This window comes from Plantactinospora sp. ZYX-F-223 (assembly GCF_039649625.1).
Lineage (GTDB): Bacteria > Actinomycetota > Actinomycetes > Mycobacteriales > Micromonosporaceae > Plantactinospora.
The window spans coordinates 23,884-45,264 of sequence record NZ_JBDJAV010000037.1; the positions used below are offsets into that span (position 1 = coordinate 23,884).

The 21,381-nt window shown below is 71.7% G+C and carries 19 protein-coding genes and 1 pseudogene; 10 read left to right on the top strand and 10 right to left on the bottom strand.

The annotated features are described in order from the left end of the window. Window positions 1–159 precede the first annotated feature (159 nt). The gene (locus AAH979_RS30820; RefSeq protein ID WP_346261652.1) at window positions 160–837 is read right to left on the bottom strand and encodes a BON domain-containing protein; all 678 of its coding nucleotides are present in this window, start codon (window positions 835–837) and stop codon (window positions 160–162) included. A 94-nt stretch (window positions 838–931) separates the two neighbouring features. On the opposite strand from AAH979_RS30820, the gene AAH979_RS30825 reads away from it, so the two are divergent. Next, a complete protein-coding gene (locus AAH979_RS30825; protein ID WP_346261653.1) occupies window positions 932–1,057 on the top strand; it encodes a hypothetical protein in 126 nt (41 codons plus the stop codon). 97 nt (window positions 1,058–1,154) lie between these two features. Here AAH979_RS30825 and AAH979_RS30830 read toward each other — a convergent pair whose 3' ends face one another. The 7 genes from AAH979_RS30830 to AAH979_RS30860 form a co-directional block, all read right to left on the bottom strand. Further along, a complete protein-coding gene (locus AAH979_RS30830) occupies window positions 1,155–2,921 on the bottom strand; it encodes a trypsin-like peptidase domain-containing protein (RefSeq protein ID WP_346261654.1) in 1,767 nt (588 codons plus the stop codon). Window positions 2,922–2,983: 62 nt separating this feature from the next. Beyond that, entirely contained in the window at window positions 2,984–4,609 is a 1,626-nt protein-coding gene (locus tag AAH979_RS30835; RefSeq protein ID WP_346261655.1) for an ATP-binding protein, read from the bottom strand. After that, complete coding sequence (locus AAH979_RS30840; RefSeq protein WP_101369786.1) at window positions 4,606–5,310, bottom strand: response regulator transcription factor; 705 nt, start codon at window positions 5,308–5,310, stop codon at window positions 4,606–4,608. The genes AAH979_RS30835 and AAH979_RS30840 overlap by 4 nt, the downstream gene beginning before the upstream one ends. 162 nt (window positions 5,311–5,472) lie before the next feature. Then, on the bottom strand, window positions 5,473–6,201 hold the full coding sequence (locus AAH979_RS30845) for a PadR family transcriptional regulator (RefSeq protein WP_346261656.1): 729 nt from the start codon (window positions 6,199–6,201) through the stop codon (window positions 5,473–5,475). Window positions 6,202–6,208: 7 nt separating this feature from the next. Next, window positions 6,209–6,637, bottom strand: a complete 429-nt coding sequence (locus AAH979_RS30850) for a DUF4097 family beta strand repeat-containing protein (RefSeq protein WP_346261657.1) — start codon at window positions 6,635–6,637, stop codon at window positions 6,209–6,211. Between the two features lie 130 nt (window positions 6,638–6,767). Beyond that, on the bottom strand, window positions 6,768–7,793 hold the full coding sequence (locus AAH979_RS30855) for a lysophospholipid acyltransferase family protein (RefSeq protein ID WP_346261658.1): 1,026 nt from the start codon (window positions 7,791–7,793) through the stop codon (window positions 6,768–6,770). Window positions 7,794–7,881: 88 nt separating this feature from the next. Further along, the gene (locus AAH979_RS30860; RefSeq protein ID WP_346261659.1) at window positions 7,882–8,694 is read right to left on the bottom strand and encodes a GNAT family N-acyltransferase; all 813 of its coding nucleotides are present in this window, start codon (window positions 8,692–8,694) and stop codon (window positions 7,882–7,884) included. A gap of 312 nt (window positions 8,695–9,006) precedes the next feature. Between AAH979_RS30860 and AAH979_RS30865 the strand changes: the two genes are divergently transcribed. From AAH979_RS30865 to AAH979_RS30880, 4 genes are all read left to right on the top strand, one after another. Then, a complete protein-coding gene (locus tag AAH979_RS30865; protein ID WP_346261660.1) occupies window positions 9,007–9,945 on the top strand; it encodes an ATP-binding cassette domain-containing protein in 939 nt (312 codons plus the stop codon). Beyond that, window positions 9,942–10,772 carry an ABC transporter permease subunit gene (locus AAH979_RS30870; RefSeq protein WP_346261661.1) on the top strand — a complete coding sequence of 277 codons (831 nt, stop codon included), beginning with the start codon at window positions 9,942–9,944 and terminating at the stop codon, window positions 10,770–10,772. The genes AAH979_RS30865 and AAH979_RS30870 overlap by 4 nt, the downstream gene beginning before the upstream one ends. A 243-nt stretch (window positions 10,773–11,015) precedes the next feature. Then, entirely contained in the window at window positions 11,016–14,777 is a 3,762-nt protein-coding gene (locus AAH979_RS30875; protein WP_346261662.1) for a multifunctional oxoglutarate decarboxylase/oxoglutarate dehydrogenase thiamine pyrophosphate-binding subunit/dihydrolipoyllysine-residue succinyltransferase subunit, read from the top strand. Window positions 14,778–14,854: 77 nt separating this feature from the next. After that, window positions 14,855–15,034 (top strand): DUF6104 family protein, encoded by a 180-nt coding sequence (locus tag AAH979_RS30880; protein WP_203859024.1) that lies wholly within the window; start codon window positions 14,855–14,857, stop codon window positions 15,032–15,034. Between the two features lie 167 nt (window positions 15,035–15,201). On the opposite strand, the pseudogene AAH979_RS30885 reads toward AAH979_RS30880, so the two are convergent. After that, window positions 15,202–15,354: pseudogene (locus AAH979_RS30885) on the bottom strand (transposase); the annotation flags it as partial. On the opposite strand from AAH979_RS30885, the gene AAH979_RS30890 reads away from it, so the two are divergent. Together AAH979_RS30890 and AAH979_RS30895 are read left to right on the top strand one after the other, a co-directional pair. Beyond that, window positions 15,316–15,537 carry a hypothetical protein gene (locus AAH979_RS30890; protein ID WP_346261714.1) on the top strand — a complete coding sequence of 74 codons (222 nt, stop codon included), beginning with the start codon at window positions 15,316–15,318 and terminating at the stop codon, window positions 15,535–15,537. The pseudogene AAH979_RS30885 and the gene AAH979_RS30890 sit on opposite strands and share 39 nt — an antisense overlap. Then, on the top strand, window positions 15,534–15,980 hold the full coding sequence (locus tag AAH979_RS30895) for a hypothetical protein (RefSeq protein WP_346261663.1): 447 nt from the start codon (window positions 15,534–15,536) through the stop codon (window positions 15,978–15,980). The genes AAH979_RS30890 and AAH979_RS30895 overlap by 4 nt, the downstream gene beginning before the upstream one ends. Before the next feature lie 449 nt (window positions 15,981–16,429). Here AAH979_RS30895 and AAH979_RS30900 read toward each other — a convergent pair whose 3' ends face one another. Next, entirely contained in the window at window positions 16,430–16,597 is a 168-nt protein-coding gene (locus tag AAH979_RS30900; protein ID WP_346261664.1) for a hypothetical protein, read from the bottom strand. 148 nt (window positions 16,598–16,745) lie between these two features. Here AAH979_RS30900 and AAH979_RS30905 point away from each other — a divergent pair, with 148 nt between their 5' ends. From AAH979_RS30905 to AAH979_RS30915, 3 genes are all read left to right on the top strand, one after another. Then, window positions 16,746–19,049: an MMPL family transporter gene (locus tag AAH979_RS30905; RefSeq protein ID WP_346261665.1), complete on the top strand. Its 2,304-nt coding sequence runs from the start codon at window positions 16,746–16,748 to the stop codon at window positions 19,047–19,049. Window positions 19,050–19,184: 135 nt separating this feature from the next. Continuing rightward, window positions 19,185–20,132 (top strand): alpha/beta hydrolase, encoded by a 948-nt coding sequence (locus AAH979_RS30910; RefSeq protein ID WP_346261666.1) that lies wholly within the window; start codon window positions 19,185–19,187, stop codon window positions 20,130–20,132. 184 nt (window positions 20,133–20,316) lie between these two features. Further along, entirely contained in the window at window positions 20,317–21,312 is a 996-nt protein-coding gene (locus AAH979_RS30915) for a chlorophyllase (protein ID WP_346261667.1), read from the top strand. Window positions 21,313–21,381 lie beyond the last annotated feature (69 nt).

Sequence of the window (21,381 nt, forward strand, 5' to 3'; positions counted from 1 at the left end):
GTGCCCGCTCGGACGGGTTCGTGCTCACGGAGGGGTCCTCCCCTCGGGGCCGGCCGGTCGGATGGTCGCCGTCCGGCGCCGCGGATCGACGTGGAAGCTTCTTCTGCCCGCGGTCGGCCCGGGCCGACCCGGATCAGGTCGCGAGGAGGCCGACACGGGTCAGGTCGCGAGGCGGAGCCGCATCTCGACCTCGCCCACCCCGGGCGCGGCCCAGGCCACCCGCTCCGCCTCCTCCCGCTCCAACCACGACCGCACCTCGCCGGTGAGCACCACGGTCCCCTCGTCGACATCGATCTCGATCAGGTCGGCGTCGATGTCGATCCGCCGGGCGAGAGCGCTGCGGAGGTCCCGTTTGAGGTCCTCCTCGTTCAGGTCGCCGGCCGGCGCCACGGCGATCAGGTTCGTCACCCCGCGTACCCCGGTCAGCCGGCGTACCGCCCGCTCGGCGGCGCGCTTCTGGTAGCCCCGCTCGACCTCGCCGCGCAGCGTCAGCCAACCGTTGGCGGCGGTCACCTGGATCCGGTCGACCGGCACGAAGGCGTCCCACTCCAGGGCCCGGCTCGCCGCGGTCGCGATGTCGGTGTCGGTGCGCTCGGCCGTGCCCGGCAGGCGTACCTCGATGTCGTTGGCGACCGCCCGGTTGCCCCGGATCCGGTGCGCGATCCGCTCCGCGGCCCACTTCTTGGCGTAGCTGTCCACCCAGCCGGTCAGGGTCACGATGCCGCTGGAGACCGACACACCCACCTCGCTGGCCCGTACCCGGGCGTCCCAGGCGAGCTCGGCCAGCACGTCACGCTGGATGTCAGTGTCGCTGCGCGCCATGGTCGCGGTACTCATCGCCGCTCCTCCCCGGGTCCTCGCGGTCACCGACCCACGGTCGAGACCCGAGTCCGTGCCTGCCAGACCAACCCCGATATTCGCCCCGCTCCGGGTGAGCCGGGCTCACCTGGAGCAGGTGAAGCGGGGCGAGGATCCGAGCCGGGGCCGGGGCCGGGGCCGGGGCGGGAGCGGCGGAGCGGCGGGTGCCGGGGACAAGGGGGAGCGGCGGGCGACCTGACCAACCCCCTTGGTCACGTCGCCCGCCGCTCTGGGGAGGAGGCTTGACTTCCGTCCTGCGGAAGGGTCTGCCCCGAAAGCGTACGGTCGCTCTTTCCTTACGACGTTTCGGCGAGCGTCACGGTTGCCGTCTTTTCGACTCCGTTTCGGGTGTACGTCACCTGCACCTGGTCACCCACCTTGCCGGCCTGTACGGCACCGACCAGATCGTCGGCGTCGCCGATCTTCGTGTCGCCGAACTGGGTGACCACGTCGCCCTGCTGGAGGCCGGCCTGGGCGGCCGGGCTGTCCGGCACGACACCGCTGATCAGTGCCCCGCCGTTCTCCGCCGGGGTGACCTGGACCCCGAGCGACGGGTGGCTGACCTTCTCGCCGCGCTGGAGCGCGCCTGCGACCGCCGTGGCCTTGTTGCTCGGGATGGCGAAACCGACGCCGATGTTGCCGCTGCCCTGGCCGGCGGTGAGGATCGCGGTGTTGATGCCGATCACCTCCGCCCTGGTGTTGACCAGCGCGCCGCCGGAGTTGCCCGGGTTGATCGGGGCGTCGGTCTGCAACAGGCCGGAGATCGAGCTGGCGGCGCCCTGCTGCTGCGGCTGCTCGAACGGGTTCTGCGGCTGCTCGCCCTCGCCACCGGACCGGATGGTCCGGTCCCGGGCGCTGATGATGCCGGCGGTCACCGACCCCTGCAGGCCGAGCGGGCTGCCCAGCGCCAGCACCTGGTCGCCGATCTGCATCGCGTCGCTGTCGCCGAACTTCGCGGGGGACAGCCCCGAGACACCCTCGGCCTTCACCACGGCCAGGTCGGTCTTCGGGTCGGTGCCCATCACCTTGGCGTCGGCGGTCTTGCCGTCGGCGAAGAACACCTTGACGGTGCCGCCGTTGGCGCTGGCCACCACGTGGTTGTTGGTCAGCACGAAGCCGTCGGCGCTCATCACCACGCCCGAGCCCTCGGTGTTCTTGGTGCTGATCGACACCACGCTGTCCTGCACCTGCGCGGCGATCTTCGGCAGGTCGGCCGCGTTGATCACCGGGGCCGCCGTGTAGGTCCGGTTGGTCACCGACGGCGAGTCGTCCAGCGCCGTCGCGATGGCCCCGCCGGCGAGCCCGGAGCCGACCATCAGGGCCAGCGCGGCAACTCCGACCGCCACCGCCTTACCGACCCGGCCACCGGAGGAGGCCGGTGCGGGACTGCCCGGGGTGGCCCAGGGCGGCGGCACCGGGCCGCCGAGGTGCGGCGGCTGGGGCGGCGCCCCGGCTCCGGGGTGACCCGGCGACCATGCCGAGTGGGGCTGGCCGGTGGTCGGCGCCTGCCACGGGCTGCCGCCGGCCTGCGCCGGAACGCCACCGGTCCGACCGGTCGGGGGGAAGCTGTACGGCTGGCCAGAGGCGGGCGCCGTGCCGTACGGGCCGGTGCCGTAGGGCTGGCCGGAGGCGGGCGCGGCGGCGTAGGGGTTGCCGCCGTAGGGCTGTCCGGAGGCTGGGGCGCCACCGTAGGGCTGGCCCGCGGCCGGCGCGCCCGCGTACGGCTGGCCGGAGGCCGGCACCCCGCTGTGGGGCTGCTCGGCGGTCGGCCTCGTCGCTCCGTACGCCCCGGCGCCGTAGGGGTCGGCGGCGGGCTGTACGGCGGTCGCCGGCTCGGACCGGTCGCCGGACGGGGTGCCGTCCGAGGCACCGGTCGCGGCGAAGCTGGCGGTCGAGTCGGTCGAGCCGGCGGGGCTGGCGGCGGCCGGGGTGGCCGCGTCGGCGGTGGAGGCGCCGGAGTCGGACTGCCCGCGGTCGTCGCGCGGCAGCTCGGCGGTGGGGTGCGAGTGCTCGCGGTCGGCGGTCACCGGCCGCCGCTGCGGGTCGGTCTCGAAGTCGCTCATGTCCTTACCTTGCCCCCTCGCTCTGCGACGTACCTGGAGCCCGCCTGGATATTGGCTGAGAATTACTCTACGTCGATTGATTCGGCGATTTCCGGTTCCTCGGCGGCCTCCGGTTCCTCGGTGACCTCCGGTGCGCGCGGCAGCCGGACCCGGAAGGTCGCGCCGCCGCCCGGGGTGTCAACCACCTCGACGCTGCCGTTATGCCCCGCCACCAGGGCCGCCACGATGGCCAGGCCGAGCCCCGTGCTGACCCCACCGCCCGCCTGGCGGGTCCGCGCGGCGTCCGCCCGGTAGAACCGCTCGAAGACCCGCTCGGCCTGCTCCGCCGAGAGCCCCGGGCCGGTGTCGGCGACCTCGATCACCGCATCCTCCCGCTCGGCTCGTAACCGCAGCGTCACCGCCGCCTCCGGCGGGGTGTGGGTGAGCGCGTTGGTCATCAGGTTGCCGAGCACCTGCCGCAGCCGGGCGTCGTCGCCGAGCACCACCAGCGAGCCGGCCCCCGGCTCGATCTCCAGGCTGATGGAGCGGTCCGGCGCGACCACCTTGGCGGCCTGCACCGCGTCGCTGGCCAGCACCGGAAGCTCCACCGGCGCCAGGGTGAGCGGCCGTTCCCGGTCGAGCCGGGCCAGCAGCAGCAGGTCCTCGACGAGCAGGCCCATCCGGGCCGCCTCGTCCTCGATCCGGCGGATCAGCCGGGCGGTGTCCTCGGGCGAGCCGGCGGCGCCCTGCCGGTACAGCTCGGCGAAGCCCCGGATGGTGGTCAGCGGGGTACGCAGTTCGTGCGAGGCGTCCGCGATGAACTGCCGCATCCGCTCCTCGGAGCGCAGTGCCCGGGACTCCGACGCCTGGGCGGCGATCGCGGCGTTGCGGGCCGCGGTCGCCGCGCTGCGGGCGTTCGCCTCGGCCGCCCGGGCGGCCGACTCCGAGGCCGCCCGCGCGGTGAAGGCCACCTCGATCTGGCTGAGCATCGTGTTCAGCGCCCGGGACAGCCGGCCGAGTTCGGTTTTCGCCTCGACCTCACCCGGTTCCGGATCGGGTACCCGTCTGGACAGGTCTCCGCCGGCGATGGCCGCCGTGGTCCGCTCGATCTCCACGAGTGGTTTCAGGCTGGTACGCACGATCGCCGCCCCCGCCGCGGCGAGCGTGATCAACACCGAGCCGCCGACCAGTACGTCGATCCAGATCAGTTCCTTGACCGCCAGATCGACGTCGGTGAGGTGCTGCCCGACCGCCAGGTAGGTGCCGCTCGGCCACTGCACCACCATCATCCGCCAGCGGAACCTGTGGTCGATCGACGAGACGGTGAAGAAGTCGCCCCCGGCGTGCCGCTCGTACCAGGTGGCGTCGTCGAGGGCGGGCAGGTTGTTCTCGTTCAGGGTCCGGTCGTAGAGCGGATTGAAGATGCCGACCTCCCGGTCGGCCCGCACGATCAGGTAGTCGGTCGGCAGCGCGCCGCGGCCGGCCGCCACGTCGTCGTAGAGCCGCTGGACCTCCTGCGCGTTCGCGTCGCGGGCGAAGCTCGCCAGTTCGTCGTCGATCCGGCCGACCAGGTAGCTGCGCAGGAAGAAGGCGGTCATCACGCTGATCACCACCAGCGCGGCGGCGACCAGGACGAGTACGGCGGCGACCAGCTTGACCCGTAGCGGCGTGGCGCGGAGCCGCCCCTTCAGCGGCAGGGCGACATTCACGCCGCCGGCTTGCGGAGCACGTACCCGACCCCGCGCAGGGTGTGGATCAGCCGGGGCTGGGTAGTGTCGATCTTGCGCCGCAGGTAGGAGATGTAGGACTCCACGATGTTGTCGTCGCCCCGGAAGTCGTAGTTCCAGACGTGGTCCAGGATCTGTGCCTTGGAGAGCACCCGGTTGGCGTTGAGCATCAGGTAGCGCAGCAGCTTGAACTCGGTCGGCGAGAGCTGCACCCGCTTGCCGGCCCGGTGCACCTCGTGGGTCTCCTCGTCCAGTTCCAGGTCGGCGAAGGTGAGCCGGGAGGGCGCGTGCTCGCCGGTGGCGGTACGCCGCAGCACCGCCCGGATCCGGGCGGTCAGCTCCTCCAGGCTGAACGGCTTGGTGACGTAGTCGTCGCCGCCCAGGGTCAGCCCACGGATCTTGTCGTCGGTCGCGTCCCGGGCGGTGAGGAAGACCACCGGGGTACGGGTACCGCCCTCGCGGAGCAGCCGGATCACCTCGAAGCCGTCGAGGTCGGGCAGCATGACGTCGAGCACGACCAGGTCGGGTCGCCGCTCCTTCGCCGCGCTGACCGCCGCGCTCCCACTGGTGGCGGTGGCCACGTCGAAGCCGGCGAATCGCAGACTGGCGGAGAGCAGCTCGAGAATGTTCGGGTCGTCCTCCACGACGAGTAGCCGTGCCTCGCTCTGCGTTGTCGCTGCCATCTGGCCATCATCCGCGCCTCCGCTGCGGCTCGGCTGAGCATCCCCTGAAAACTTTCTGAGAGCGCCCGAACAGCCTCCGCTCGCCACGGAGCAGCGCCAGCCGAGCAACCGGCGGAGCGGCCAGCAGCGCCAGCCGAGCAACCGGCGGAGCGGTTGCCGGGATCAGCGGAGCAGCCGGCGCAGCCCGTCCAGCGCGCCGTGCAATACCCGGGCCGCCGTACGCAACTGGGTCTCGGTGAACCTGCCGCTGCGGGCCAGCGCCCGCACCTCGGTGACGAAGAGCAGCAACTGCCGGTCGAACTCGGCGCCCGGGTCGTCCCCCTGTGCCGCCGACCAGCCGCCCGGCGGCTGCTCCCCGGCACGCGCCCCCGCCGACCAGCCGCCCGGGATCCACTCCTCGGCATGCTGCCCCGCCGACCAGTCACCGCCGGCCGCCGCGGCACCCGACGCCGCGCCCGGGTACGCCGCACCCGGGGCGGACCGCCGGTCACCCCGGCGGCTCTCCCGGGCGGCCGCCCGAAGCTCCTGCTTCAGGTCGCGCACCGAGCCGCGTACCTCGGAACGGATCTCACCGGCCAGTTTCGCCAGGTCGGAGACCGAGGCGCGGATCTCCGACTCCAGACTGGCCACCTCGTCGGCGCGCTGCCGCAGTTCGGCCCGGCCCGCCTCGGTGATCTGGTAGACCTTCCGGCCGCCGACGGCGTCGTGCGTGACCAATCCCTCCGCCTCCAACCGGGCGAGGCGGGGATAGATGGTGCCGGCGCTCGGCGCGTACAGGCCGAGGAAGCGCTCCTCCAGCAGCCGGATCAGCTCGTAGCCGTGCCTCGGCCCGTCGTCCAGGAGCTTGAGCAGATAGAGCCGGAGCCGGCCGTGGCCGAACACCGTCGTCATCTCGCCCTCACTCCGCCGACCGCCGGGTCAGCAACACGGTGCTCCCGGACATAGTGGTGGCGCGGAGACTACCGCCCCCGGCGCCGAGGGTCCCCCGGCGGTCGCTGGACAAGCGCGGCGCGATGCCCACCTCAAGCTGGGTGAAGTCCGTGGTGATCCGCCCCGAGGTGGTGTGCAGGTGCACGTCGAGGTCGCTCTCCTCGGGTATCCGTACCGTCACGCTGCCCGAGGTGGCGCCGAGCTCGATCTCGCTCCGGCCGGGGTTGCCCAGGTCGCAGGTGATCGCCCCGGAGACCGTACTGGCCCGGACCCGTTCGGCGGTCCCGTCGGCCAGGATCAGCTCACCGGAGACCGTCTCCATGGTTCGGACGACGAGCTGGTCGACCGAGTCGGTGAGGGTCAGCCGGCGCGGCCCGTCCACGGTCCAGCTCGGCATGGCGACTCCCCTGGTGCTGGCCGGTCCGGCCGGCGGGAGGCGCGGGCACGGACGGCGGACGTGCGTACTGCCACGATAACGCGATACATCGCGTTTCCGGAACGCCCGCCCGGCCGACCCGGCAGCGTTGTCAGGCCGCCAGCTCCAGGGGCACCCCGCCGGCCGGACGCTCTGGCGGGCCGGCTGGACCGGCCGCCCGCACCGCCGCCTCGGCCGCCGCGGCGAGCCGTCGACGGTCCGCCGGGCCGTCGAACCACGGCTCGTCGACCACGGTCAGGGTCACCACCAGGCCGCGCAGCGCCAGCACCCGGCGTACCGAGGTGTAGAGGCTCTCCTCTGCCAGGAAGGCCGCCGCCGTGGTGTCGACGGCCCGGACCTGGCCGGTCGCCGCACCGACCGCCGAGGCACCGGTCGGGCCGACCGTCGAGGCACCGGTCGGGCCGACCGGTGTACCGGTCGCGCGGCGGCCGGCGGAGAACTCGATGCGGTAGCCGAGATGCACCGGTACCACCGGGGCCGCCACGTCGACGGCGGCCTGGAACATGGCCGGGCGGAACCGGATCGTCCAGCCACAGCTTCCGGCCGCCCGCGGTACGCCGCACCAGGTCGTACCCTCCGGAAAGACCGCGACGACCCCCTCGGCGCGGAGCACCTCCGCCACCTCGGCCACGGTCTGCGGGAGGGTGCGCGGCCGGGTCCGGTCGATGAAGATGGTGCCGCCGAGCGCCGCCAGCGGCCCGATCAGCGGCCAGCTCCGCACCTCGTGCTTGGCCAACAGCCGGGCCGGGGTCACCGCGAGGATCGCGACCACGTCGAGCCAGGAGACGTGGTTGGCCACCAGCAGCGCCCGCCGCAGCGGCGGCCGGCCCCGCACGTCGAGCCGGATCCCACCGGCCCGCAACACGGTACGGGCCCAGGCCCGCCCGGCGACCTCCCGGCCGGACCGGGGAAGCACCGGCAGTACCGGCAGCAGCAGAACGCCGAAGAGCAGGGCCCCGACCAGCGCCACCAGCCGACCGAGTTGGCGCGGCCCGGAGGCCCTCGGCAGCTGGCCCGGGTCGGGCAGGCAGTCCGGCCCGCAGATCGAGTGCGGCCGCCAGAGTGATCCACCGGTGTGCAGCGACCGGCCCGGGACCGTGCGGGTGCGGGTGTTCACTGAACCTTTTCCAACCTGAACCGCGCGGCGCTCACACACCGCGTCGGACCTCGCCCTCCGACGACCGCAAGGGGAGGTGGAAAAAGGTTCACTGGTCCGGACCGAGGAAGTGCCGGCGGTACCGGCCGGGCATCCGGTCCATCGAGAGCAGGACGTAGAAGTCGGCCACGTCGAACTCCGGGTCGTACGCGGGCTCCCCGCAGACCCAGGCGCCCAGCCGCAGGTAGCCGCGGAGCAGCGGCGGCATCGCCACCCGGCCCCGGGCGGCGGCCGGCGCCCCGGACGGTACCTCCGCCTCGGCGGCCGCCAGCGCGGCCGCGCCGGCCGGCTCGGCCAGCCAGGGCCGGTGTGGCCGGACCCGCATCGGCGGCGGCGACAGGTTCCGGCGCCGGACCTCCGACCAGACCCCGACCGCCGTCGCTCCGGCGTCGTCCAGCGGCACCGAGGTGCAGCCGGCGAGCCAGCGCAAACCGCGCAGTTGGAGGTAGCGGGCGATCCCCGCCCACATCAGGTTGATCACGGCACCGGTCCGGTGCGCCGGGTCGACGCAGGACCGGCCGATCTCGACGAGCTCGTCGCGCAGCGGTGCGAGCGGGGAGAGGTCGAACTCGCCCTCGGCGTACCGGCGACCGGCCCGGGCGGCCCGGTCCGGCGTCAGCATCCGGTACGTGCCGACCACCGCACCCGACTCGTCCTCCCGGACGACGAGGTGCTCGCAGTACGGGTCGAACTCGTCGATGTCGAGCCCGGTCACCGGCGAGTGGAGGTTCGCGCCGAACTCTTCGACGAACACGGTGTGCCGGAGGCGCTGTGCGGCGGCTACCTGCGACGCGCTGTCGGCGATCAGCAGGGTGTATCCGCTGGTCCCGGTTCGTGCCGGGGCGGTGAGCAGAACGGCCATGGTCTCTGTGTAGGCCCCCGGACTGCCCTGGACGTGTCGACCGACGGCCGACGGCGTGTCGATCCGGTGAACGGGATGTGGTATCAGCCCGGCACGGCCGGCTTCGCGTGCCGCCCCCCCCCGGCAGCTCGCCCGAACTGGTAGATTCGCCCCTCCTCCCCAGATGCCGCGCGGCTCGTGCTGTAGGAGGACGGGCTCCTGCCCAGGTATGACAACCGGTTCCGCAATCATTCCGATTGACCGCGCGGCCCACAATGTCGACGCTGGGTGACGGCGTGGCCGGCACGGCGGCGCCTCACGGAGGGGAGAGAGATGTCTGACGGGCGGTTAAGCCCAACAGCCGGAAGTGGCCAGATAGTGGTCTCCGGTCTCACGAAGGTCTATCGCAATGTCCGAGCGGTCGACGATCTGTCGTTCACCGTCGAGCCGGGCCGGGTGACCGGCTTCCTGGGGCCCAACGGTGCCGGCAAGACGACCACACTGCGGATGCTGCTCAACCTTGTCACTCCGACGGCGGGCACCGCGACGATCGGCGGCGCCCGCTACGCCGACCTGTCGCAGCCGATCCGGCACGTCGGCGCGGTGCTGGAGGCGTCGAGCGCGCACAAGGGCCGCACCGGGATCAACCACCTGCGGGTGACCTGCGCCGCAGCCGGGCTGCCGAAGCAGCGGGCCGACGAGGCGCTGGCACTGGTGGGGCTCACGCCGGCGGCGAAGCGGAAGTTCAAGGGCTACTCGCTCGGCATGAAGCAGCGGCTCGGCATCGCCGCCGCGATGCTCGGCGACCCCCGGGTGCTGATCCTCGACGAGCCGGCCAACGGGCTCGACCCGGAGGGCATCCGGTGGATGCGCGGCTTCCTCAAGGCGCTCGCCGCCGAGGGGCGTACGGTGCTGGTCTCCAGCCACCTGCTCTCCGAGATGCAGCTACTCGCCGACGACGTGGTGATCATCGCCGCCGGCAAGCTGGTCCGGCAGGGCCGGGTCGACGAGGTGGTCGGCTCGATGGCGCAGACGGGCCGGGTCCGGGTCCGGACCCCGCAGAGTGACGAGCTGACCACGGCGCTGACCGACAACGGTGCCCGGGTGACCCGGGGCGACGACGGCGTGCTCCTGGTCGAGGGGACGGACGCCCCGGCGGTGGGCCGGGCCGCACTGGCGGCAAAGGTCGAGCTGCACGAGCTGACCACGGAGCGACCCGACCTCGAAGGGGTCTTCCTGGAGCTGACGGCCGGAAAGGCGGGGATCCGATGAACCTGGTCCGATCCGAGCTGCTGAAGATCCGTACGACGAACACCTGGTGGGTCTTCGGGCTCATCACGCTGCCCCTGTGGGGCCTGACCCTGTTGATCAACTACTTCCAGTCCCAGGCGCTGCTCGACCCGGCCAGCGTCGGGGTACCGGAGGCCGACGCGCAGGACGCGCAGTTCCAGGCGGCCGGTGAGCACGTCAACATCGCGGCGAACCTCTACACCAACGGCCAGTTCTTCGGCGTACTGATCGTGATGCTGCTGGGTGTACTGGTGGTGACGAACGAGTTCTTCCACCAGACCGCCACGACGACCTTCCTGACCACGCCGCACCGCACCGCCGTGGTGGTGGCGAAGCTGGTCGCCGCCGGCATCCTCGGGCTGATCTTCTGGGTGATCACCACCGGACTCAACCTGATCTTCACCCCGCTGATCCTGGGCAGCCTGGACGTGTCGAGCCAGCTCGGCGAGGGCGCCATCTGGCAGGCGATCGGCCTGAACGGGCTGGCGTACCTGCTCTGGGCCGTTTTCGGGATCGGGTTCGGGGTGCTGATCCGCAGCCAGATCGGCGCCACCGTCACGGCGCTGCTGGTCTACCTGGCCGGTTACATCGGGGCGATCATCGTGCTGGGGATCCTGGCCGACCGGTTCGGCGACTGGATCAACAACCTTCAGTTGATCGTCCCGTCGCTCGCCTCTCAGTTGATGGCGACCGGCACCGACCTGCCGGGCAGCCCGCCCCGGTGGGCGGGTGCGCTGGTCATGATCGCGTACGCCGTGGTGACCGGCACGATCGGCACGTTGATCATGCGCAAGCGGGACGTCTCCTGACCCTGCGGACAGGATCGTCGGATCGTCGGAACCCGGTCGGGGTCAGTGGCCCCGGCCGGGTTCCGGCGTTACCGAACGACCGACAACTCGCAAAACCTGTGAAACGCGACACGGGCCCGATGCGACAATGCTGTCGGTTACCGCACGGCGTAGCCTTGGACCCGTCTTTCGACGCAGCCCCCCGGACCGGGTGGCAGGAGACCGCGTGACACACAACCCGCGTGAAAGAGGCGATTACCGGCCGTGTCGACCCAGCAGACTTCGCAGGAAAATCCACTGGCGGGGTTCGGCCCCAATGAGTGGATCGTCGAGGAAATGTACCAGCGTTACCTCGCCGACCCCGCCAGCGTCGATTCAGCCTGGCACGACTTCTTCGCCGACTACCGACCCGCGGCCGGGCAGCCCGGCCCGGACGGTGGCGACGCCGGTGACGCCACGGTGACCGGCGCCAAGGGCCGCTCCGGCACAGCCGTCGAGCAGCCCCCCGCGACCGCACGCACCTCCGCGAAGACCGAGACCGCGCCGGCCACCCCGGCGCCGGCCAAGCGCAGCACCCCGGCGCCGGACGGCAAGGCCGCTGCCCCGGCGAAGCCGGCCGCGAGTGCACCGAAGGCCGCCGCGCCGAGCCCCGCCGGCAAGGGCGCTGCCCAGCCCGCCGGCGCCCAGACCACCCCGCTGCGCGGCGTGGCCGCCCGGATCGTGCAGAACATGGACGCCTCGCTGGCGGTGCCGACCGCGACCAGCGTCCGCGCGGTCCCGGCCAAGCTGCTGGTGGACAACCGGATCGTCATCAACAACCACCTCGCCCGGGGCCGGGGCGGCAAGGTCAGCTTCACCCACCTGATCGGCTGGGCGCTGATCAAGGCGCTCGCCGAGCACCCGGAGATGAACAACTCCTTCGCCGAGGTCGACGGCAAGCCGGCACTGGTCAAGCCGGAGCACGTCAACCTGGGCATCGCGATCGACCTGGCCAAGCCGGACGGCTCGCGCACCCTGGTGGTGCCGTCGATCAAGGCCGGCGAGCAGATGGACTTCCGGCAGTTCTGGCAGGCGTACGAGGACATCGTCCGGCGGGCCCGGCGCAACGAGCTGACCATGGAGGACTACGGCGGTACGACGATCTCGCTGACCAACCCGGGCGGGATCGGCACCGTGCACTCCCAGCCGAGGCTGATGGTCGGCCAGGGCACCATCATCGGGGTCGGCGCGATGGAATACCCGGCGCCGTACCAGGGGATGTCCGAGGAGACCCTGGCCGAGCTGGCGGTCAGCAAGATCATCACGCTGACCAGCACGTACGACCACCGGATCATCCAGGGCGCGCAGTCCGGCGAGTTCCTCAAGACCATCCACGAGCTGGTCCTCGGCGAGCACGGCTTCTACGACGAGATCTTCACCTCGCTGCGCATTCCTTACGAGCCGGTGCGCTGGATGCGGGACGTGGCGGTCAGCTCCGAGGGGCAGATCGACAAGACCGCCCGGGTGATCGAGATCATCCACGCGTACCGGGTCCGTGGACACCTGATGGCGGACACCGATCCGCTGGAGTTCAAGATCCGTAAGCACCCGGACCTCGACGTACTCCAGCACGGCCTGACGCTGTGGGACCTCGACCGCACCTTCCCGGTCGGCGGCTTCGCCGGCAAGCAGAAGATGAAGCTGCGCGAGGTCCTCGGGGTGCTCCGGGACTCCTACTGCCGTCGGGTCGGCGTGGAGTACATGCACATCCAGGACCCGGAGGAGCGGCGCTGGATCCAGGAGCGGATCGAGCGGCAATACACCAAGCCCGCGCCGGACGAGCAGAAGCACGTGCTCAACCGGCTCAACGCGGCCGAGGCGTTCGAGACCTTCCTCCAGACCAAGTACGTCGGCCAGAAGCGCTTCTCGCTGGAGGGCGGCGAGTCGCTGATCCCGCTGCTCGGCGAGGTGCTGGAGTCTGCCGCCGAGAACGACCTCGACGAGGTCGTGATCGGAATGGCTCACCGGGGCCGCCTGAACGTGCTGGCCAACATCGTCGGCAAGCCGTACGAGAAAATCTTCTCGGAGTTCGAGGGGCACCTCGACCCGCGCTCGACGCAGGGCTCCGGCGACGTGAAATACCACCTGGGCCAGGCCGGCAAGTTCACCACGCCGGACGGCGAGCACTCGATCAAGGTGTCGGTGACCGCCAACCCGTCCCACCTGGAGGCGGTCGACCCGGTGCTGGAGGGGATCGTCCGGGCCAAGCAGGACCGGATCGACCTCAAGCTGGAGGGCTACACCGTGCTGCCGGTGGCGGTGCACGGCGATGCCGCCTTCGCCGGCCAGGGCGTGGTCGCCGAGACGCTCAACCTGTCTCAGCTACGCGGCTACCGCACCGGCGGCACCGTGCACGTGGTGGTGAACAACCAGGTCGGCTTCACCACCGCACCGGAATACTCGCGGTCCAGCCTCTACAGCACCGACGTGGCCCGGATGATCCAGGCGCCGATCTTCCACGTCAACGGCGACGACCCGGAGGCCGTGGTCCGGGTGGCCCGGCTGGCCTTCGAATACCGGCAGGCGTTCAACAAGGACGTCGTGATCGACATGGTCTGCTACCGGCGGCGCGGGCACAACGAGGGCGACGACCCGGCCATGTCCAACCCGTTGATGTACAAGATCATTGACTCGAAGCGGTCGGTCCGGAAGCTCTACACCGAGGAGCTGATCGGGCGCGGTGACATCACCGTGGAGGACGCGGAGGAGCTGCTGCGCGACTTCCAGGCCCAGTTGGAGCGGGTCTTCAAGGCGACCCGGGACGCCGCGTCGTCGGCCCGGCCGGCCACCCGGCCCCGCCGCCAGCCGGAGCCCGAGCCGCAGGTGGAGACCGCCACCACCGTCCCCGCACTCCGCGCGGTCGGTACGGCGCACACCTCGCTGCCCGACGGCTTCACCCCGCACAAGCGGATCCAGCAACTACTGGACCGGCGGGCCAAGATGACCGAGTCCGGCAACATCGACTGGGGCCTCGGCGAGATCATCGCGTTCGGCACGCTGCTCCAGGACGGGGTGACCGTCCGGCTCGCCGGCCAGGACTCCCGGCGTGGCACCTTCGTGCAGCGGCACGCCGTCATCGTGGACTCCCGGACCGGTGCCGAGCACACCCCGCTGAGCACCCTGGCCGGGGACCGGGCCCGGTTCTTCGTACACGACTCCCTGCTCAGCGAGTACGCCGCGATGGGCTTCGAGTACGGCTACTCGGTGGAGAACACCGAGGCGCTGGTGCTCTGGGAGGCGCAGTTCGGCGACTTCGCCAACGGCGCGCAGACCGTGGTCGACGAGTTCATCTCGTCCGGCGAGGTGAAGTGGGCCCAGCAGTCGGCGGTGACCCTGCTGCTGCCGCACGGGCACGAGGGCCAGGGTCCGGACCACACCTCCGGCCGGCCGGAGCGGTTCCTCCAGCTCTGCGCCGAGGACAACATGCGGATCGCCATCCCGAGCACCCCGGCGAACTACTTCCACCTGCTGCGCCGGCAGGCGCTCTCGCCGAAGCGCAAGCCGCTGGTGGTCTTCACCCCGAAGTCCCTGCTCCGGCACAAGCTCTGCGTGTCCAGTGTGCAGGACTTCACCACCGGCACCTTCCAGCCGGTGCTGACCGACAGCTCGGGCGTGGCGCCGGAGGCGGTCAAGCGGGTGCTGCTCTGCTCCGGCAAGGTCTACTACGACCTGCTCCAGGCCCGAACCGAGCGAGGCATCACCGACACCGCGATCGTCCGGATGGAGCAGCTCTATCCGTTGCCGGTCGAGGAGGTCCGGGCCACGCTGGCGCAGTACCCGAACGCCGAGGACTTCGCCTGGGTCCAGGAGGAGCCGGCCAACCAGGGCGCCTGGTCGTTCGTCGCGCTCAACCTGCTGGAGCACCTGGAGGGCGTACGCCTGCGCCGGATCTCCCGGCCAGCGGCGGCCGCCCCGGCGGTCGGCTCGGCGAAGATGCACGACGTCGAGCAGTCCGCGCTGATCGAGGCGGCACTGCCCCGCCCCTGAAGTAGGTAAGGAAGGGCCCCTCCATATACGGAAAGCGATATGAAGGGGCCCTTCCGGCACCGTCGAGAGAGGACGTCGTGTACTTCACCGACCGAGGCATCGAGGAACTCGTCGAGCGCCGGGGTACCGAGACGGTCACCCTGGAGTGGCTGGGCGCGCGGCTGCGCGACTTCGTCGACCTGAACCCCGACTTCGAGACGCCGGTCGAGCGGTTCGCCACCTGGCTGGCCCGGCTCGACGACGAGGACGACCTCTGACGGCCGTCGAGCGGCCGCTTCCGTTGCCAGGGCTGAGGCCACAGTGGTCATCGGGTATCTGGTTCCGGAGTGAGGGTCCAGCTCGACCATGATCCTTACCAAGCTGGTTCTTCAAACCTGCGCATTGCTTGCGGGCGATGATCGTCAGGTCACGCTCGATGGTTTCCGACGTCGTACCTGGGTGCCGGTCTGCTCTTGCGTGAGCCGGGTGGCCGCCGGGGTCGGGTGGGTTTCGGCGCGCTGGCGGGCAAGGCGAGGGGCCGGGCGAGGCGGAGTTGGGTGTGGGCGGCGATGATCAACCACGTCCAGCGGTCGGCGGCTCGGAAGCGCGGATCTTCGCCCGTGTCCGGCCACGCTCGATTGACCCGGGCGACTGTGGAGAGCTTGGCGTGGTGTATCAGGCTGACCCGTACGACATGCACATCACGTGGCACGCCCAGGCCATCGTCATCATCGACGCGAACGGCAATGTTCTGGACATGAAGGGATTGTCCGCATCGTGAGCCGACGAGTGATCATCCTTGCCGTCACCGTTGCTCTCACGGTACTTACCACCACGACCGGCTGTGGCCTGTTCGGTGTCAGCCAGAGCGACCCCGATCGGGCGGAGTACGACGAACGCTTCGTCCTGCCAAACAAACCTCACAAATCTCCGTCCGGCCAGTACATCGCGTCGGTGATCGCCGGCCCCCAGCAGAACGGCGTGAAGACGCGAATCGTGGTCATCACCGACAGCGTAGGCAAGGAAGTGTTCCACGACGACACGCCCTACAGTCTCCGGCACGGCGTTGGCGTGACCTGGCTGTCGTCCAAGGACCAGCTATGGATCCTCTCCAGCGACATTGGCACGTCCTACGTGCAGAGTGATGGCTCCACCTGGACCAAGACATCCATCACACCCGAGACCATCAAGGACATCCCCAAGGAAATCCAGGACCTGGAATAAGTAGGGGTCTGATTGCTCAGCCCTCAGATTGGGGCTCATACTGCGCTCGATCGGATGGCTCGGCCATCATCACGTAGCGACGCAATTCGGCGCCGAAGCCCGCAGCAGGAGCGTGGCCGCATCACGCACCCACAACGGGCCGAACCTGGCCGGCGTCGAGCCCGAGTCGCTGAGCCACGACGGGCACAGCAGCGGCAACCGGTCCGGGCGGCCGGGTGCCGGGGAGCCGACCGTGGCCGGTAGCTGGTGCGGCATCACCTGGCCAGGCTCGACAGGACCGGGATCACGACGTACTCAGACGCGGCAACGACCGGGAGTTCTACCGGACCCTCGGATATCGGCCCGTGCACGCCATCCCGGTGCCGGATGGTAGCCGGATCTGCCTGATGCGGCGGGCGCCGAACACCGACGACGGCACGGACGCATGACCGCGAGCCCCAAGGGGCAGCTCAGCCGAACGCGAGCCAGCCGACCAGCGCGCCCACGACGACCGCGACCGCGATCCCGATGATCAGCGGCAGCCTGGACGGCGGTTCGGCGGTCGCCGATTCAGGAGAGTGGACGAAGGCCCGGAACGCCTCGGTGTTGCCGCTGGGGTCAGGGTGCTGATCAGCCATGCCGAGCACGATAGCGAACCGGCGCACGGTCAGGCTCGCCCTACCCTCGCGGCGTGGCCGCCCCTACCTAGGACCAGGGGCCGCCCCTACCTAGGACCAGGGTGCTCGCCGGATCGAACCGGATCGGTGCGGCTCATAGCGTCGGTGCATGACCACGTCGACCATTCTGCCGCCGCCGGCCACCGGCTCCGACGCCGGCCTGGCGACCTCTCGCAAGGGCAACCTAGCCGCGAGAATCGCCGGCTGGAGCGCCCGGCACCGGGGCATGGCCGTCCTCGGGTGGCTGCTGTTCGTGATCGCGGCGACCGCGCTCAGCGCCGTCATCGGCACCGTCGAGGCGAAGAGCAGCGAGTCCGGGCACGGCGACTCCCGCCGGGCAGACGAGATCATCGCCGCCGCCGGCTTCCCCGACCGGGCCGCCGAGATGGTACTCATCGAAAGCGACCGCCTGGTCGCGGAGGATCCCGCCTTCCGGGCCGCGGTCACCGACACGGTCGCCGCCGTCGAGGGCACCGGCCAGGTGCTGGACGTCCGGTCGGACGCGGTCTCCGGCGACCGGCACGCCGTACTGGTCACCTTCGCGCTGACCGGACCGGCCGACGACGCCGCCGACCGGGTCGGACCGGTACGCGACGCGGTCGCCGCCGTGCAACGCGACCATCCCGAGCTGTACGTGGCGCAGACCGGCGGGGCCAGCATCGGCGAGGCGATCGGCAAGACCCTGGACGCCGACATGCACCGGCTGTCGATGCTCTCCATCCCGGTGACGCTGGGCATCCTGATCGTGGCGTTCGGGGCGCTGCTCGCCGCCGTACTGCCGATGGGGCTGGCCCTGACCGCGTTCCTGGGCTCGCTCGGGCTGCTCGCCGTGGCCAGCCGGTTCGCTCCCGCGGTCGACACCACGATGCACCTGATGCTGCTGATGGGGCTCGCGGTCGGGGTGGACTACTGCCTGTTCTACCTGCGTCGGGAGCGTGAGGAGCGGGCCCGGGGCGCCGACCCGGAGCAGGCGCTCGCGATCGCCGCCGCCACCTCTGGCCGGTCGGTGCTGATCTCGGCGCTGACCGTGATCATCGCAATGTCCGGGATGTTCCTGACTCAGGACACCACGTTCATCAGCCTGGCGACCGGCACGATCCTGGTGGTGGCCACCGCCGCCGTCGGGGCGCTCACCGTACTGCCGGCGGTGCTGAGCAAGCTCGGCGACCGGATCGACCTGGGCCGGGTACCCGGGCTCTACCGCCGGCAGTCGAGCGGCCGGTTCTGGCGCACGACCATGGGCGTGGTGCTGCGCCGGCCCGGGTTCTCCGCCGTGCTGGCCGCCGCCACCCTGCTGACCCTGGCCGTGCCGCTGCTCGGGATGCGGACCGCCGAGGAGGACATCACCGCGCTGAAGAACCCGGCCCCGGCGCTGAGCACCTTCCTCCGGGTCAAGGCCGCCTTCCCCGGCGGCGCCGAACCGGCGGTGGTGGCGATCAGGGCGGACGACGTGACCACCCCGGCCCTGACCGCCGCGATCGACAACCTGAAGACCCGGGCGCTGGCCACCGGCCAACTGCACGAGCCGGTCACCGTCGAGGTCAACCCGGACCGGACCGTCGCGGTGGTCAAGGTGGGACTCTCCGGCTCCGGCGTCGACGCCGTCTCCGAGCGGGCGGTACGCACCCTGCGCGAACAGGTCATCCCGCGCACCGTGCAGGGCGTGGACGGTGCGGAGGTACTGGTGACCGGCCTGGCCGCCGACTCGGTCGACTTCAACGCGGCGCTGGGCCGCAGCGTGCCGCTGGTCTTCGGGTTCGTGCTGGGGCTGGCGTTCCTGCTGATGCTGGTGTCGTTCCGGTCCCTGGTGGTGGCGGTGACCGCGATCGTGCTCAACCTGCTCTCGGTGGCCGCCGCGTACGGGCTGCTGGTGCTGGTCTTCCAGCACGGCTGGGGCGAGGCGCTGCTCGGCTTCGAGTCGGTGGGCTCGATCACCAACTGGGTACCGCTGTTCCTCTTCGTGATCCTGTTCGGGTTGTCGATGGACTACCACGTCTTCGTGCTCAGCCGGATCCGGGAGGGGCACGACCGGGGGTGGCCGAGCAAGCTGGCGGTCTCCCGGGGCATCCGGGGTACCGCCGGGGTGATCACCAGCGCCGCCGTGGTGATGGTCGCGGTCTTCGCCCTCTTCACCACCGGGACGGTGGTGTCGATGAAGGAACTCGGTTTCGGCCTGGCGATCGCGGTGCTGATCGACGCGACCATCGTCCGGGCGGTACTGCTGCCCTCGGTGATGGTGCTGCTCGGGGAGCGGAACTGGTACCTGCCCCGGTGGCTGGGCTGGCTGCCCCGGCTCTCGCCGGACGAGGCCCCGCCGGGCGGGCTGCCGCCGGGCGGGCTGCCGCCGGGCGGGCTGCCGCCGGGCGGGCTGCCGCCGGGCGGGCCCACCGCGGTCGGGTTGCCGGCGCGCTGAGACGACGAAGCGGGGGGACGGGTTGCCGGGCAACCCGGATCGGGGGCGGACGGCGGGACAAACCGTCCGGGTGGCCGCCGTACGAGGACCGGAAAGCTGGCCTCGTACGGCGTTCCGCCGTCTAGCGTCGATGCTGTGCGCGTGAACCCCAAGGTCGCGGGGCTCTTCGCCCTGTTACTGCCGATCGCGCTCACCGCCAGCGGGTGGGTGGTCGCCGCTCCGGCTCCCGCGGCAATGCCCGGTTCAGCCCCGAATCGGACGTACGCGGTCGGCGTGCGTACGCTCGATCTCGGTCGCGGCACCGCCCGCCCGCTCCCGATCACCGTCTGGTACCCGGCCCGGGACGACCGGCCCGCCAGTCCCGCGGCCAAGCCGACGGTGCCCCGCCGGGACGCCCCGGTCGCGGCCGGCCGGTTTCCGATCGTGCTGTTCAGCCACGGCCTGCACAGCCTGCCCGAGCTGCACGCCCCGCTGACCACCCGGTGGGCCTCGGCCGGCTTCGTGGTCGCCGCCCCGGCCTATCCGCACACCAAACGCGCGGCGCGCCGGTTCGACCGCAACGACATCCGCCGGCAGCCGGGTGACGCCTGGCGGGTGATCCAGTACGTCAGCCGGCTCGATCAGGTCTCCGGCGACCGGTTCTCCGGTCATCTGGCGGTGACCCGGATCGGCGCGGTGGGACACTCCGCCGGTGGCTACACCACCGCCGGGCTGTTCGCGCCGGGGCACTCGGAGTGGCTGCGCGGCGGCATCGTGATCGGCGGCGCCGGGATGCCCGGAGCCACCTTCGGCGGGCCGCCGGCACCGCTGCTCTTCGTGCACGGCGACGCCGACCGCGTCGTACCCGTGACCCGGGGTCGGGACGCCTTCCGCCGGGTGCCGTGGCCCAAGGCGTTCCTCACGGTACGCGGCCAGGGACACGGTGAATACCTCGTCCCGGGCCGGCGCGGCTTCACCCAGACCCTGACCGCGACGACGGAGTTCCTGCGCTGGACGCTCTACGGCGACGCCCGGGCCCGGCGTGACCTCCCGACCGGCGCCGCCGCACCCGGCACCACCGTCTTCGCCGACCGTCTCGACTGAGGCGAACCCTTCCCGACCCGAACAGCACGGCACACCCGCCCCGGCGTCCCCGGCGGCCACGGCAGCCACGGCGGTCCGCAGGGTGGTTGCAGCGGCTCACCGCGTACACCGGGGCGGTGGACGACCCTGGCGCCGCCGGCCGAGGACCGCTCGACCGGTCGGCGGGCGAGGCAGAATCGATGTCATGCCCCGACATCCCCTCCGTGCCGCGCTCGCCACCGCGACCGTCAGCACGGCTCTGGCCGCGACCCTGGCCGGCTGCTCCGCCGGCTCCGGTCGCCCGGTCGCCGAACGGCCCGCTCCGCCGGGAAGCCCGACTCCGGGCGTCACCGCCCCGGCCAGCCCGCCGCTGGTCGGCGCCGCACCGAACCGTCGATTCGCGGTCGGCGTACGGGAGCTGAGCTACAACCGGGGCGGTGACCGCAGGCTCCCGGTCACCGTCTGGTATCCGGCCGACGGCGCGCCGGGCGGCTCCCCGGACCGGGGTGCCCGGGTCGCTGACGGACGGTTTCCGGTGGTGCTGTTCAGCCACGGCCTGACCGGCCGGCCGTCGGACTACCGGACGCTGCTGGTGCGCTGGTCGGCGGCGGGCTTCGTGGTGGTGGCGCCGGCCTATCCGCACACGAGTCGGGGCGCGTCCGAACTCCAGGTGCTCGACGTGGTCAACCAGCCGGCCGACGCGTCGTACGTGCTGACCCGGGTGCTGGCGCTGGACGGCGAGGCCGGTGACCCGCTGCGTAGCCATCTCGCCGTCGACCGGGTGGCCGCGGCCGGGCACTCGGCGGGCGGCGTCACCACCATCGGGCTCTTCACGGCGGGGCGGGACGTCCGGCTCGACGCCGGGATCGTGCTCGCCGGCACCGCTCTCGGCGTCGGCACCGCGTTCACTGGGACGGCCGCGCCCCAGCTCTTCGTGCACGGGCAGCGCGACGACGTGGTGTCGTACCGGGCCGGCAAGGCGGCGTACGACCGGGTCCCCTGGCCCAAGGCGATGCTGACGCTGCCGGACGGCGACCACGTCGGCGCGCTGCTCGGCAGCGACGAGCAGGCCCTCGACGTGGTCGCCGGCACCACCATCGAGTTCCTCCGCTGGACCCTCTACGGCGACGGTCGGGCGCTGCGGCGGCTGCCGACCCAGGCGGCCCAGGGCGGGCTGGCCACCCTCGACGAGCGGCTCTGAACTCGTCCCGAGTGCCCGCTACCGCCGGCCGGGCGCGGCCGGTCCTGGCCCGACCGGCCGCACCCGCGA